Here is a 13,860-nt window from a genome sequence, read left to right on the forward strand (position 1 = left end):
CTCCACGATCAGCGTGTTCGCATTCGAAATGTCCAGGCCCGTCTCGATAATCGTCGTACACACCAGCACGTCGTACTCGTTCTGCCAGAACCCCTGCACGGTCCGCTCGAGGTTGTCTTCGTTCATCTGGCCGTGCGCGACCACAACCCGCGCCTCGGGCACAAGCTCGTGAATTCGCTTGGCCGCCTTGTCGATCGAGCTGACGCGGTTGTGCACGTAGAACACCTGGCCGTCGCGCAACAACTCACGCCGGATCGCGGCCGCGACCTGCTTGTCGTTGTACGCGCCCACATAGGTGAGCACTGGGTGGCGCTCCTCGGGCGGAGTGAGGATGGTCGACATCTCGCGAATTCCGGCCAGGCTCATTTCCAGTGTGCGCGGGATCGGAGTGGCGGACATCGTGAGCACGTCGACGTGTGTCCGCATCGCCTTGATGTGTTCCTTGTGCTCCACACCGAAGCGCTGCTCCTCGTCCACCACGACGAGCCCGAGGTCTTTCCAGCGCACCCCGGTCTGCAGCAATCGGTGCGTGCCTACCACCACATCGACGGTGCCCTCGGCGAGTCCGTCGAGGATCTCGCGCGATTCGCCGGCATCGGTGAAACGGGACAGTCCCTTGACGACGACCGGGAAGGCCGACATCCGCTCGGTGAAGGTCTGCAGATGTTGTTGCGCCAGAATCGTTGTCGGCACCAGGACTGCGACCTGTTTGCCGTCCTGCACGGCCTTGAAGGCTGCCCGCACCGCGATCTCGGTCTTGCCGTAGCCAACGTCGCCGCACACCACGCGGTCCATCGGAACAGCGCGCTCCATGTCGGCCTTCACCTCACCGATCGCGGTCATCTGATCGACCGTCTCGGTGAATGCGAACGCGTCCTCCATCTCCTTCTGCCACGGCGTATCCGGCCCGAAGGCGTGTCCGGGCGCGGCATGTCGAGCGGCGTAGAGCTGCACGAGTTCGCCTGCGATCTCGCGAACTGCCTTGCGCGCCTTCCGTTTCGTGTTCGCCCAGTCGGAGCCACCGAGCTTGGACAGCGCTGGCATTTCGCCGCCGACGTAGCGGGACAACTGATCGAGCGAGTCCATCGGCACGAACAGCCGGTCACCAGGCTGGCCGCGCTTGCTCGACGCGTACTCGATGACGAGATACTCGCGCCGCGCGCCACCCACGGTGCGCTCCACCATCTCGATGAACCTGCCGATGCCGTGCTGATCGTGCACGACCATGTCACCGGCTTCGAGGGCGAGCGGGTCCACCTGGTTGCGCCGCTTCGCCGGCATCCGCTTGCCTTCGCCGGCTGCGGTGGCGCGATGCCCGGTCAGGTCGGACTCGGTGATGACAACGAGGCCCGCGTCGGCGAGCACGAAGCCGGACCCGAGCGTGCCGCACAGCACGCCGACCAGGCCTTCCCCCGGCTGCGCACCCGCGTCGAGCAGCGTGCTCGGCACGTCCGCCTCACGCAGCCGTTCGAGCACACGCTCGGCGGTGCCGTGACCCGCGACCACGATCGCTGCCCGGCCGCCGGTGCTGACATGCCCGCGCAGCATCGCGAAAGTATTGGCCAGCTCCTCCTCGGAACCGCGCGCCGCCGGCGGCGGGGAGACCGCGAGTTCGACCTCGGACTCCGCGCCGGACGCGAGCGGACTGATCGTCCACCAGGGCAGGTCGCGCGCTCGCGCGCTCTCCTGGACCTCGCGGAGCTGGCGATACGCCGATGCGCCCAGGTCGATCGCGAGCCGAGCGCCATTGCTGTCGCGAAGGTTCGACGTATCGATCGGAGCCGTGCCGCCCACGGAGGCGGCCGTCCACGACGCCTCCAGGAACTCCTGCCCGGTCCGGACCAGGTCGGCCGCGCGGGTGCGCACCTTCTCCGGATCGCAGATCACGATGTGCGCGGCGTCGGGGAGCACATCGGTGAGCAGTTGCAGCTTGCCGGGGATCAGCACCGGCAGCAGGGCCTCCATGCCTTCGACCGGAATGCCCTCGCCAAGCTTGTCGAGCAGCTCCACCAGTGCGGCGTCGGCCTGGTTGTCGGCGGCGAGCTGGCCGGCGCGGTCGCGGATGGCTTCGGTCAGCAGCAGCTCGCGGCACGGCGGCGCGATCACGAGGTCGATCGGAACATCGGAGAGCGAACGCTGGTCGGCCACAGAGAACGCCCGCAACTCGGTGATCTCGTCGCCCCAGAACTCCACCCGCACCGGGTGGTCTGCGGTCGGCGAGAAAACGTCGAGGATGCCGCCGCGCACGGCGAACTCACCACGCTTGCCGACCATGTCGACACGGGTATACGCGAACTCCACCAGACGCTCGGTCAGCTTGTCGAAGTCCAGTTCGGCGCCGATCCGCAGCGTGATCGGCTCGATCTCCCCCAGCTTCGGCGCCATCGGCTGCATCAGGGATCGGACCGTGGTCACGACGACCCGCAGCGGTACGCCGTAATCCGGGTCGGTGGGGCGGGCCAACCGACGCAGGACCTCGAGCCGTCGGCCGATGGTGTCGGCGCCGGGTGAGAGGCGTTCGTGCGGCAGCGTCTCCCAGGACGGGAACTGCACGACCGCATCGCCGATCGTCTCGGTCAACTCGGTGGTGAGGTCGTCCGCCTCGCGGCCGGTCGCGGTGACCAGCAGCAGGAAGGACTTATCGGCGATCGCGGTGGCGGCGAACGCACGCACCGCGGCCGGGCCGACAAGCTCGACGTCCGGCTGGCCGACCAACTCGGCTACTCGGGTGAGGGCGGCGTCCGCGCAGGCGACGGCGGCCAGCCCCGCCAACGGCGGGCTAGTGGAAGGCAACGGCAAGCTCCTGGTGCCCAGTCGTGGATCTGTGACGCCACCGACGGTGGCCTTCCCCATCTTATGAGCGCACGGAGCGTGCCGGGTCCGCGGCTGGTTCAGTAGCGGCGGGCGCGGCGCGCGGCATACTCGCGGAAGTACCCGAGCTTGGCGTCGGGCACGAGCGACGGCAGCAGGTGGTACCAGGCCCGTTCCATGCGCGCCGGCATCTGCTCGACGTCGCCCATGCCCAGTGCGATGACGTGCACTCCGGCCGTCACCTCTTGCAGCAGCAGCGCGACCGACTCCGGCTCGATGTCCGGGCGCAGGTCGCCCTCTTGCACTGCCCGCTTGGCCAGTTGCACATGCTCTTCGACGAACAAGGCCAGCATGTTCTCGTTGCTGGTGCCGCGGTAGTCGCCGACCTGATGGTTCAGTGCGAGCATCGCCGCGACCATCCGGTCGCGCAGAGCCATATCTGCGACGAGATAGCTGTAGGCGACGCACACCTCGAGCGCTGGGGCATTGTTGTCGGCGAGCCGGTCGCGTGCCCCGGCCAGGCGCTCGATACCGATGTCGATGACGACTCGGGCGAGCTCCTCCTTGGAGCCGAAGTGGAAGTACAGCGCACCCTTGGTGACCTTCGCCTGCGCCATGATCTCGGCGAGGCTCGCGTTCGCGTAGCCCAGGCGCAGGAAAACCTCCGCCGCGCCTGTGAGCACCGCGTCACGTGTCGCCTCGGCGCGGGCCTGTCTAGCGACCCGCATGTGCACCACCGGTCATGTGGGAATTGTTGCCCCTCATTCGTCACCCAGTTCGGGATTCGGCTCGAGGTTTGTCAGTCCGTTCCAGCACAGGTTGACCAGATGGGCCGCGACCACCTCTTTCGGTGGTTCGCGGACATCGAGCCACCAGGTCGCCGTGACCGACACCATCCCGACAAGTGCCTGGGCGTAGAGCGGCGCGAGGGCCGGGTCGAGGCCGCGCCGGGCGAAATCGCCGCCAAGGATGTAGCCGACCTGACCGATCGCCTCGTTCAGCAGGCTCGAGTAGGTGCCCTCGGCCGCGGTCACCCGCTGGTCGCGGACCAGGATGCGGAACCCGTCGGTGCGTTCGTCCACATAGGTAAGGAGCGCGAGTGCCACGCGTTCCACCCGCACTCGCGAGCGGTTCTGGGTGAGCGAGGAGGTGATCATGTCGTTGAGCGTGGACATCTCCCGGTCCACGACAACCGCGTAGAGGCCTTCCTTGCCGCCGAAGTGCTCGTAGACGACCGGCTTCGAGACATGCGCGCGCTGCGCGATCTCCTCGACGGAGGCAGCGTCGTAACCGCGCTCGGCGAACAACGCCCGGGCGACTTCGATCAGCTGCTGGCGGCGCTGGGTTCCGGTCATCCGGACCCGGGGGGCGCGCTCGCCGGGGCCGGTATGTTCTGGGTCCGACATGGACCTAGCCCCGCCCTCGGTTTCGCTCCATAGCGCCCGCCTTGCACCGATCCGCAGCCATGTCATCCCTCCCGGAGTGTCGCCGGCCTCCCAGTGAGGAGGCGACGAACCTGTCACCAGGACATACCCTAGCCACGCCGACGGTGGAAATACGCGAGCGGTTCGACGCGCGCGCCGTCGGCGTGCAAGGATCGTGGCGCAGCGGCGGGACTGCACCCGCTAGAAGTACGGCTCGCCGGTGCGACAATCCGCCGTAGTGTAATGGCAGCACCTCTGATTTTGGTTCAGATAGTTCAGGTTCGAGTCCTGGCGGCGGAGCGCAGGGACCGGCGCTGATCTGCGGAAAAGCGCCGGCACCGCATGATCGACCGAACACCGACGCTAGAGGGAGCTCAATGCGACAGCGCACCGCGGTCGTTGTACTCGCCGCCGGGGCCGGAACCCGAATGCGGTCGAAGACCCCCAAGGTGCTGCATCCTCTCGCTGGGCGATCGATGCTCGCCCACGCGCTGTACGCGGCAAACGACGTTCACCCCGAACACCTGATCACCGTGGTGGGTCATGACCGGGAGAAGGTGTCCCACGCGGTGTCCACGGTGGCGGGCGACCTGGGCCGCAAGATCGACCTGGCGGTCCAGGAGGAACAGCTCGGCACCGGCCACGCCGTGCGCTGTGCGCTCGACATCCTGCCCGCGGATTTCGCCGGCGACGTCCTGGTCACCTCCGCGGACGTGCCGCTGCTCGACGGCCACACACTCGAGGCGCTCGTCGAGGAGCACCGCAGCTACTCCGACCGCCCCGGTGCCACCGTGCTCACCTTTGTTCCCGCGGATCCGAACGGCTACGGCCGGATCGTCCGCGACGACAACAATCAGGTCGCCGAGATCGTGGAGCACGCCGACGCAACCCCGGCGCAGGCTTCGATCGGCGAGGTCAACTCCGGTGTCTATATCTTCGACGCGGACCTGTTGCGCGCCGCGATCCATCAGCTCCGCACCGCGAACGCGCAGCACGAGCTGTACTTGACCGACGTTGTGAAGATCGCGCGTCAGGCCGGTCGCGCGGTGTACGGCGCGCTGCTCGCCGATTCGACGCGCGTGACCGGCGTCAACGACCGCGTACAGCTGGCCGCCGCGGCTCGCGCACTGAACACCGTCCTGCTGGAACGGCATATGCGGGCCGGTGTCACCGTGATCGACCCGGGCAGCACCTGGGTGGACGCAACAGTGCAGATCGGCCAGGACGCGCTGCTGCATCCCGGCGTGCAGTTGCTCGGAGCGACGGTTATCGGCGAGGACGCGGAGATCGGCCCCGACACCACCCTGACCGACGTCACGGTCGGCGCCGGCGCAAGCGTCGTGCGCAGCCACGGCACGCGCGCGGTCATCGGCGCCGGCGCGACCGTCGGGCCGTTCACCTACCTGCGCCCGGACAGTGAAATCGGTGAGGCAGGCAAGCTCGGCGCGTTCGTGGAGACCAAGAACGCGCAGATCGGCGCGCACAGCAAGGTGCCGCACCTGACCTACGTCGGGGACGCGACGATCGGGGAGTACAGCAACATCGGCGCGTCGAGCGTTTTCGTCAACTACGACGGCGTTAAGAAGAGCCGCACGATCGTCGGTTCGCACGTCCGCACGGGCAGTGACACCATGTTCGTCGCACCGATCGAGGTCGGAGACGGCGCGTATACCGGCGCCGGAACCGTGTTGCGGAATAATGTTCCACCGGGGGCGCTGGCCGTGTCAGGTGGATCACAGCGCAATATTGAAGGCTGGGTGGAGCGGAATCGTCCCGACACGGAGTCCGCTCGGGCAGCTGCCCGGGCGCGTGACGGGATAGAGACGGCCGATACCCCTGCGGATGCGGATCCGCAGCCAGGACCGCCGGCACAAGCTGCGGGCACATCGCACGAAACGCAACAAAAGGATGGCGAAGACCAGTGAGCGCGTTCTCAATCGACAACTCGAAGAACCTGATGCTGTTCTCCGGGCGAGCGCACCCCGAACTGGCCGATCAGGTCGCAAAGGAACTCGACGTTCAGGTCACTCCGCAGACCGCACGCGACTTCGCCAACGGCGAGATCTTCGTGCGCTTCGAGGAGTCGGTCCGCGGCTGTGACGCCTTCGTCCTGCAGAGCCATCCCGCGCCGCTGAACACCTGGCTGATGGAACAGCTGATCATGATCGACGCGCTCAAGCGCGGATCGGCCAAGCGCATCACCGCCGTCCTGCCCTTCTATCCGTACGCGCGCCAGGACAAGAAGCACCGCGGCCGTGAGCCGATCTCGGCCCGCCTGGTCGCCGACCTGCTCAAGACCGCGGGCGCGGACCGCATCATCACGGTCGACCTGCACACCGACCAGATCCAGGGCTTCTTCGACGGCCCGGTCGACCACATGCACGCGCAGGGCCAGCTCGCCCAGCACGTCCGCAACGGCTACGAGCTCGAGAACATCACGGTCGTCTCCCCGGACTCCGGTCGCGTCCGAGTGGCGGAGAAGTGGGCCGACTCGCTCGACGGCGCGCCGCTGGCGTTCATCCACAAGACCCGCGATCCCCTGGTGCCCAACCAGGTGAAGTCGAATCGCGTGGTCGGTGAGGTCGAGGGCCGCACCTGCATCCTGATCGACGACATGATCGACACCGGCGGCACCATCGCCGGCGCGGTCAAGGTGCTCAAGGAAGCCGGCGCGGGCGACGTCATCATCGCCGCCACCCACGGCGTGCTGAGCGATCCTGCGGCCGAGCGCCTCGCCGCGAGCGGCGCACGCGAGGTCGTCGTGACCAACACCCTGCCGATCGACGAGGACAAGAAGTTCCCGCAGCTGACCGTGCTGTCCATCGCGCCGCTGCTCGCTCGCACCATCCGCGAGGTGTTCGAGAACGGCTCGGTGACGAGCCTGTTCAACGGCAGCGCCTAGGAGCCCTAAGCAAATCCACCGCCCGCGGTGATGCGGCGGCCCGCCCGCGGTGATGGGGCGGCCCGCCCGCGGTGATCACGAGCATGTGGTCGCCGCGGGCGTCTTTGTAGGTGTCGCCGTTCCGCGGTGATCACGAGCAAATGGCCCCAGTTTCGCCCGTGAACGCGGCCATATGTTCGTGATCACGGCGGAATCCGTAGGCTGGCGATGTGTTCACCGGGATACCCGTCGCTGCGCTCGACTTCTACGAGGACCTCGGCGCGGACAACAGCAAGACGTGGTGGAACGCGCACAAGGACGTCTACGACACCGCTGTGCGTGAGCCGATCACCGCACTGGCCGCGGCGCTGGAACCGGAGTTCGGCGCCGCCAAGGTGTTTCGGCCCTACCGGGACGTGCGCTTCTCGAAGGACAAGACGCCGTACAAAACAGCGCAGGGCGCGTTCGTCGCCGTCGCACCGAGCACGGGTTACTACCTCCAGGTGGACGCGTCGGGACTGCGCCTCGCCGGCGGCTGCTATCACGCATCGGGCGAGCAACTCACCCGGTTCCGTTCGGCGATCGACCGCGATGATCGCGGCACCGAGCTCGAAAAGCTGCTGCAGAAGCTGACCCGCAAGGGTTTCGAGATCGGCGGCGACAAGCTCAAGACCGCGCCGCGGGGTTACGCCGCGGACCACCCGCGCATCGAACTACTGCGGCACAAGTCGCTGACCGCGAGCATCAACGTGGGTTGCCCGGATTGGCTCGAAACACCGAAAACGGTCGACGAGGTCCGCAAGACTTGGCGCGCCCTGCGCCCGCTCGTGGAGTGGGCGCAGGACGTGCAGAGCTGACCACTACTTCGCGGCGGCGAGGACCAAGGCGAAACGATCGTCCGGGTCGGTCCAGTGCCTCGCGACACTGAAACCGGCATGCGCGAGTTCGCCTTCCAGCCCGGACAGCCGGAACTTCGCTGAAATCTCGGTGCGCATCTGCTCCCCCGCGGCAAAGTCCACGGTCAGGTCTAGATCGCGTACCTCGACGCGCATGTTCCGCGAGGCCTCGAGCCGCATCTCGATCCACTCCTGCTGCGCATCCCACACCGCGACATGCCGGAAAGCGTCGGCGTCGAAATCGGCGTTCAGCCTGGAATTCAAGACCCGCAGGACATTTCGGTTGAACTCTGCGGTCACTCCGGCCGCATCGTCGTAGGCCGGCACTAGTACCGCAGGATCGATCACCAACCCGGCACCCAGGAGCAGGAACTCCCCCGGATCGAGCACATCACGCACGCTGGAGAGGAACTCGGCCCGCTCCTCGGGCACGAGATTGCCGATGGTACCGCCAAGGAACGCGATCATGCGCTTGCCGTCCTTGCCCTTGGGGCGGGGCAGGTGATGCAGCGTGTGGGTGAAGTCGGATACCACCCCGTGCACGGAAACACCCGGGAAACGCTCGTTGATCTGTTCCGCGGCCGTTTCCAGCGCGCTCGGCGAGACATCCTGGGGCACATACAGTTCCAGCTCGCCATGGGCCACGAAGGCATCGAGTAGCAGCACCGTCTTCTCCGATGACCCCGAGCCCAGCTCTACGAGCACCTCGGGGGCAGCGGCCTCGGCGATCTCGCCCGCGACCGCGGAGAGCAGTGCCCGCTCGGTGCGCGTCGGGTAGTACTCGGGCAGTTCGGTGATCTGCTCGAAAAGCTCGCTGCCGCGCGCATCGTAGAACCATTTGGGCGGCAACCATTTCGGGCTTGCGGTGAGACCAACGCGAGCGTCGTGGCGCAATGCTTCGGTGAGCATGTCTTCGGACAGGTGGATTTCCAGCGACGGTATCGTCATATCTCCTGCTTCGCGAAGGGTTCGATTCGGACACCGCCGGGGCGGGCGGTAACGATGTGGAGGTCGGGCACCGGCGTCCAGCCGGGGTCGTCGTCATACGGTTCGGAGGACACGGTCACGCTGTCCTCGGTGGCCAGGACCGACAACGAGTGGTAACAGGTTGTTGCCCAGAGTGTTTCGCCGTCACCGAGCAATAGGTTGAGCCGGGCGGCGGGCTGCCAGTCCAGCACCCGTGCCATCAGGTTGGCGAGCGCTATTTCCGGCTTGTGCAGTTCGAGCAGCGTTCGTAGCACCAGCCAAAGCGCAGCGGAGTCCGTAAGCGCCTCGATCTCGTACAGGTTCTGCACGAGGACCTCGTCTGCTATCGCAGCGAGCGTCTCCCGCCACTCCGGTACGACGCCGTTGTGGCTGAATGCCCACTGGCCGTGGACGAACGGCGCGCAACTGGCCCGGTCCACAGGCATGCCGGGGGTGGCCGAGCGTACCGACGCGAGCACGGCGGGCGCGGTGATCTGGCCGAGCACCTCTCCCACGGCTGGGTCGGTCCAGATCGGTATCGGGTTGCGGTAACGGGAGACGGCGGAACCATCGGCGGTGCGCTCACCGGGCCACCAGGCAACGCCGAACCCGTCGGCATTGATAGTCCCGCCGCCACGCATTTCCCTTGGCGCCCAGGACTGTACGTACAACGAATGTGCACCGCACGTGATCGGCTCGCTGACCGGAACCGGCGGCCCCAGATATCCGAGGTGACGGCACATGCGCTATCGCGGTCCGTCCGTCTCACCAGGTGTGAGGTCGCGGGCGAGCCGGAACCCGGCAAAGATCTGGCGCCGGATCGGGTGATCCCAGTTCCGGAACGTGCCACGGCAGGCCACCTCGTCGGTTCCGAATGACCCGCCGCGCAGCACGCGGTAATCGCCGCCGAAGAACACCTCGGAGTACTCCCGGTACGGGAAAGGCGCAAAGCCGGGATACGGGTCGAACCCCGATGACGTCCATTCCCACACGTCACCGATCAACTGGTGTACACCCGTCGGGGATACGCCCTGCCGGTAGGCGCCGACCTCGGCTGGTTCCAGGTGGCGCTGACCGAGATTCGCGCGCGCCGGGGTGGGATCGTCGTCGCCCCACGGATAGCGCAGCGAACGCCCGGTGGCCGGATCGAACCGGGCCGCCTTTTCCCATTCGGCCTCGGTGGGCAGTCGCTTTCCCGCCCAGCGCGCGAATGCCTCGGCCTCGAACCAGCACACGTGCACAACGGGCTGACGCGGCGCGAGCGGCCGCATCGAACCGAAAACCCTTCGCCACCAGTTGCCGTCGGTATCGTGTTCCCAGAACTGCGGCGCGGTCAGGCCTTCTGCGACGCGGTGTGCCCAGCCGGCCTCGCTCCACAACTCGGAGCGGTGGTAGCCGTCATCGGCGATGAACGCGAGGTACTGCTCATTGGTGATCGGCGCGGCATCAATCGCGAAGGCGTGCACCGAAACCCGGTGTGCGGGGCGTTCGTTGTCCAGCGCCCACGGCTCGGTGGAGGTACCCATGACGAATTCACCACCGGGCACGATCACTTCAAGCGGGACCGGAGCGCCCGGCGGAGGCGCGGGAGCTTCGAGCACCGCGGCTCCCGTGCGCAACTGATGGGTGGCGAGCATCGTCTCGTCGTGCTGCTGTTCGTGCTGCGCGATCATCCCGAACGCGAAGCCGTCTCGCTCGAGGTTCCGGCCGCCAAGTGAGCTGCGGTCCAACACGTCCCAGACTTTGTCTCGCACCGATCCGGCGTACCCGCGTGCCTCTGCCGGACTGAGCAGCGGGAGCGCCGGGCGGTTCGAGCGGGCATGCTTGAACGCGTCATAGAGATCGTCGATGTCACTGCGCACCGGTTCGCGTCCGCCGACGTCGCGTACGAGCCACAACTCTTCCTGGTTGCCGATATGCGCGAGGTCCCACACCAGCGGACTCATAATCCGGGAGTGCTGCGCCACCAGATCGGCCTCGTCGACGCAGTCGGTGAGGCCGGCCGTCCGCGCGCGTGCCCGGGCCAGCACCTCCGCGATCCGCGTGCGCAGGGCCTCGGCAGGCTCGACGCCGTGGTCGATGGTCACGCAGCTTCCTCCTCGATCGGGTTACGTCCCCGCCGGCAGCGCCGAACGGCGGCACATAGTTGCGCGGCCGCATCCAGGGTCGGCGCATGTGCCTCGGCCAATTTCAGCAGTTCCACCGCAGCGGTGCGGATTTCCGGATCCGCGAGCCCGTCTCGTGCGCCGTCGATCCAGCGCGTCTCCGTGCCGGAAACGATTGTGACCGCCTCGGCGAGCACAGTGGGACTGCTGGTCAACGCGGAGACTGCATGAATCGGCACTGCCCAGGTGTCTGCCGGTTGCGCGTCGAAATAGCGCACCTCGAGGTGCCCCGAGGCGCGGACCGGCGGAAACAGCGTGGTGAGGTGGTAGTCCAGATCGTCCCAGTCGGGACGCCGGTCGACCAGGCCGTCGAGATTGCCTGCGAGCCAGTCCGAGAACGTCGCGTCCCGTGGCGGAGACCAGTCGGTCTCGCCGTCGCGACGAATGCACAACAGCGGCGCGTCGAGCGCCCAGCGGACGTACGCCTGGGTCGGATCTGCCGCATCGACCGGTGGTTCGGTACGACCGAGATCCAGGTTAAGCCAGGTACGCATCCGCTGCGACGCCCACGAGCCACGCGGAACACCCTGCAGCACAGGGGAACACGCGAATGCCGCAAGCAAGGCAGGACCCATCGCATTCAGCGCCACCCAGCGCGCGCCGGCCTCGGCAAGGTCCGTGCCGGCATCGACGCTCACCTGCGTGGCCGCGGTGTTGCACATCATCAGCTTGCCGAACGGCCCAATCCGAAGGAACCTGTTCTCCATGGCGCAGTAGCGCGGCATTTGCAGCAGCCGCCGCGCAGGACGGTAGGCCTCGGCCGCCGCCGATACGAGCCCAATGGAGTGCGCGCGAAGCAGGTCGCGCAAGAAGTCTTCGTCGTCGCGCAATCGGCGACAGAGTTCCTCGGTTGAGGAAACGGGAATGCTCGAGATTTCGAGCTGACCACCCGGCTCGACTGTGACGCGGCCACCGAATGGCAATGCCAGCGCCGGCGAGGACGGGGAGAGGGAGGTGGGTGCGTACGGGCCGAGGGCCGACGCGAGGACCATGAGGTCCGGTCTAGCAACGTGCGCTTGCGGTGGGCTGGAGGTGGGACAGTCACCATCGTCGATCGTGGTCAACCATTCGAGCTCGGCCCCGACCAGCGTCGGCGGTCCCAGCTTGAAACACACTCCGCCGAGATAGGCCTCGGCGGCGGCGCGCGTCGAGAGCGTGCCAACCGTCATTGCAGTTGCCATCGTGACCTCCGATCAGAGGCGGACTGCCAAATCGGGACCCTAGTCGGTGGTACCGACATCAAGTAGCCGCCGGTGTTCCGACATTAAAACGAAAACGACGCGCGCGCACGGCCCGTTCACCCGTTCGGCACGAATTTCGGGCAGTCTCGACGCGGACTGCTGCCGGGCCACGTATGCCCTACCGGGAAGGACCTCACACATGCTCGACCGCGAACGGGTTCGCGCCGATACGCCCGGTTGCCTGGATCTGGCGTTCTTCGACAGCGCGGGTTCCTCGCTGCCGCCAGAACCGGTAGTCGCGACCGTAACCGGGCATATCCGCCGAGAGGCGCAGGTCGGCGGCTACCGTGCCGCGAACGAGCGGCTCGACGACCTCGCTGGGGTGAAGGTGGCGATCGGCGAGCTGATCGGCGCAACCGCGGATTCCATCGCACTCAGCGACAGCGCGACGCGGTCGTGGACGGACTTCTTCGGTGCCGTGCCGCTCGGCGCGAACGATCGCGTGCTGATCAGCGAAGCCGAATACGCGAGCAATGCGATCGCCGTGCTGCAGCGTGCACAGGCCGTCGGCGCAACCGTGGATGTGGTGCCGAGCGACACCGACGGGCAGCTCGATCTCGATGCGCTCGCGACGCTGCTCGATGAGCGAGTACGGCTCGTATCGCTGGTACATGTGCCCACCAACGGCGGGCTGGTCAATCCGGTCGCCGAGGTCACCGCGCTCGCCCATCGGGTCGGTGCGCTGGTGTTGCTCGATGCCTGCCAGTCCGCAGGGCAATTGCGGCTCGACGTGGCCGAACTCGGTGTCGATGCGCTGTCGGTGACCGGGCGAAAGTGGCTGCGCGGTCCGCGCGGCACCGGTTTCCTCTACGTCCGGCAAGGACTGCTCGACACCCTCGAACCGGCCTCGCTCGACCTGCACAGCGCCGAGTGGACCGCGCTCGACACCTACCGGATGCACGACGACGCCCGTCGGTTCGAATTCTGGGAACACGACGTCGCAGGCCGGCTCGGTCTCGGCACCGCGGTCCGCTATCTGCTGGATCTGGGGCCCGACGATGTCTATGCGGCAATTGCGGAGCGCGCCGAACGGGTGCGCGCCGTGTTGGGCGAGATCGACGGGGTGCAGGTGCGCGATCTCGGACAGCGCCGAGCTGGGATCGTGTCGTTCACCGTGGCCGGGTTCGAGCCGGTGGACGTGCGTGACCGGCTGGCGGAGCAGAACGTCACGGTGACCGTCAGCCACCGCAGCTCGACGCTGATCGACATGTCCAAACGCGGACTCGGCTCGGTTGTCCGCGCGTCCCCACACTGCTTCGTCTCCGACGAGGACATCGATGCGCTGGCCACGGCGGTCGCAAACGTGAACCGGGATTCGGCCCCGCGCAGGTAGGTGCGGTAGTCTGTTCAGGTTGTCTCGGCGAGGGTGCAGACGAAGCACACGCTTCCCGCACCGTGATCGACGCGGCACGGCTCCGTTCGCCGTCCACGTCTGTCCCGCCGCGACGTGTTGACCACAACTGATCGATCGAACGT

11 protein-coding genes and 1 tRNA gene are annotated in these 13,860 nt (G+C 67.1%); 5 read left to right on the forward strand and 7 right to left on the reverse strand.

Annotation, left to right across the window (positions count from 1 at the left end; genetic code table 11):
- The 3 genes from A8G08_RS10875 to A8G08_RS10885 all read right to left on the reverse strand — a co-directional run.
- The coding region (locus A8G08_RS10875) for a transcription-repair coupling factor (RefSeq protein ID WP_068273734.1) at positions 1-2,793 on the reverse strand (2,793 nt) is incomplete at its 3' end.
- A gap of 98 nt (positions 2,794-2,891) precedes the next feature.
- Positions 2,892-3,539, reverse strand: a complete 648-nt coding sequence (locus A8G08_RS10880) for a TetR/AcrR family transcriptional regulator (protein ID WP_068273736.1) — start codon at positions 3,537-3,539, stop codon at positions 2,892-2,894.
- Between the two features lie 33 nt (positions 3,540-3,572).
- Positions 3,573-4,217, reverse strand: a complete 645-nt coding sequence (locus A8G08_RS10885) for a TetR/AcrR family transcriptional regulator (protein WP_068273628.1) — start codon at positions 4,215-4,217, stop codon at positions 3,573-3,575.
- A 247-nt stretch (positions 4,218-4,464) separates the two neighbouring features.
- Between A8G08_RS10885 and A8G08_RS10890 the strand changes: the two genes are divergently transcribed.
- The 4 genes from A8G08_RS10890 (at position 4,465) to A8G08_RS10905 (ending at position 7,973) form a co-directional block, all read left to right on the forward strand.
- Positions 4,465-4,535, forward strand: a tRNA-Gln gene (locus tag A8G08_RS10890).
- 77 nt (positions 4,536-4,612) lie between these two features.
- A complete protein-coding gene (gene glmU / locus A8G08_RS10895; RefSeq protein WP_084436102.1) occupies positions 4,613-6,160 on the forward strand; it encodes a bifunctional UDP-N-acetylglucosamine diphosphorylase/glucosamine-1-phosphate N-acetyltransferase GlmU in 1,548 nt (515 codons plus the stop codon).
- Positions 6,157-7,137 carry a ribose-phosphate diphosphokinase gene (locus A8G08_RS10900; RefSeq protein WP_068273630.1) on the forward strand — a complete coding sequence of 327 codons (981 nt, stop codon included), beginning with the start codon at positions 6,157-6,159 and terminating at the stop codon, positions 7,135-7,137. The genes glmU and A8G08_RS10900 overlap by 4 nt, the downstream gene beginning before the upstream one ends.
- 209 nt (positions 7,138-7,346) lie before the next feature.
- Complete coding sequence (locus tag A8G08_RS10905) at positions 7,347-7,973, forward strand: DUF2461 domain-containing protein (RefSeq protein WP_068273632.1); 627 nt, start codon at positions 7,347-7,349, stop codon at positions 7,971-7,973.
- A gap of 3 nt (positions 7,974-7,976) precedes the next feature.
- Here the strand turns inward: A8G08_RS10905 and egtD are convergent, their stop codons facing one another.
- From egtD to egtA, 4 genes are read right to left on the reverse strand one after another with little or no spacing between them, the layout of a single operon-like run.
- Entirely contained in the window at positions 7,977-8,960 is a 984-nt protein-coding gene (gene egtD, locus A8G08_RS10910) for an L-histidine N(alpha)-methyltransferase (protein WP_068273634.1), read from the reverse strand.
- Positions 8,957-9,721, reverse strand: coding sequence for an ergothioneine biosynthesis protein EgtC (egtC, locus tag A8G08_RS10915; protein WP_068273636.1), 765 nt, complete (start codon positions 9,719-9,721; stop codon positions 8,957-8,959). The genes egtD and egtC overlap by 4 nt, the downstream gene beginning before the upstream one ends.
- A gap of 3 nt (positions 9,722-9,724) precedes the next feature.
- Positions 9,725-11,065: an ergothioneine biosynthesis protein EgtB gene (gene egtB, locus A8G08_RS10920; RefSeq protein WP_068273637.1), complete on the reverse strand. Its 1,341-nt coding sequence runs from the start codon at positions 11,063-11,065 to the stop codon at positions 9,725-9,727.
- Complete coding sequence (gene egtA / locus A8G08_RS10925; RefSeq protein ID WP_068273639.1) at positions 11,062-12,324, reverse strand: ergothioneine biosynthesis glutamate--cysteine ligase EgtA; 1,263 nt, start codon at positions 12,322-12,324, stop codon at positions 11,062-11,064. The genes egtB and egtA overlap by 4 nt, the downstream gene beginning before the upstream one ends.
- 199 nt (positions 12,325-12,523) lie before the next feature.
- Between egtA and A8G08_RS10930 the strand changes: the two genes are divergently transcribed.
- On the forward strand, positions 12,524-13,717 hold the full coding sequence (locus A8G08_RS10930; protein WP_068273641.1) for an aminotransferase class V-fold PLP-dependent enzyme: 1,194 nt from the start codon (positions 12,524-12,526) through the stop codon (positions 13,715-13,717).
- The last annotated feature ends 143 nt before the right edge of the window (positions 13,718-13,860 follow it).

This window comes from Aldersonia kunmingensis, assembly GCF_001646865.1.
GTDB lineage: Bacteria > Actinomycetota > Actinomycetes > Mycobacteriales > Mycobacteriaceae > Aldersonia > Aldersonia kunmingensis.

Bases quoted from the DNA above. Each gene is read 5' to 3' on its own strand.
- A8G08_RS10880 (WP_068273736.1), bottom strand. From the start codon at position 3,539: ATGCGGGTCGCTAGACAGGCCCGCGCCGAGGCGACACGTGACGCGGTG.
- A8G08_RS10885 (WP_068273628.1), bottom strand. From the start codon at position 4,217: ATGTCGGACCCAGAACATACCGGCCCCGGCGAGCGCGCCCCCCGGGTC.
- glmU (WP_084436102.1), top strand. From the start codon at position 4,613: ATGCGACAGCGCACCGCGGTCGTTGTACTCGCCGCCGGGGCCGGAACC.
- egtD (WP_068273634.1), bottom strand. From the start codon at position 8,960: ATGACGATACCGTCGCTGGAAATCCACCTGTCCGAAGACATGCTCACC.
- egtC (WP_068273636.1), bottom strand. From the start codon at position 9,721: ATGTGCCGTCACCTCGGATATCTGGGGCCGCCGGTTCCGGTCAGCGAG.
- egtA (WP_068273639.1), bottom strand. From the start codon at position 12,324: ATGGCAACTGCAATGACGGTTGGCACGCTCTCGACGCGCGCCGCCGCC.
- A8G08_RS10930 (WP_068273641.1), top strand. From the start codon at position 12,524: ATGCTCGACCGCGAACGGGTTCGCGCCGATACGCCCGGTTGCCTGGAT.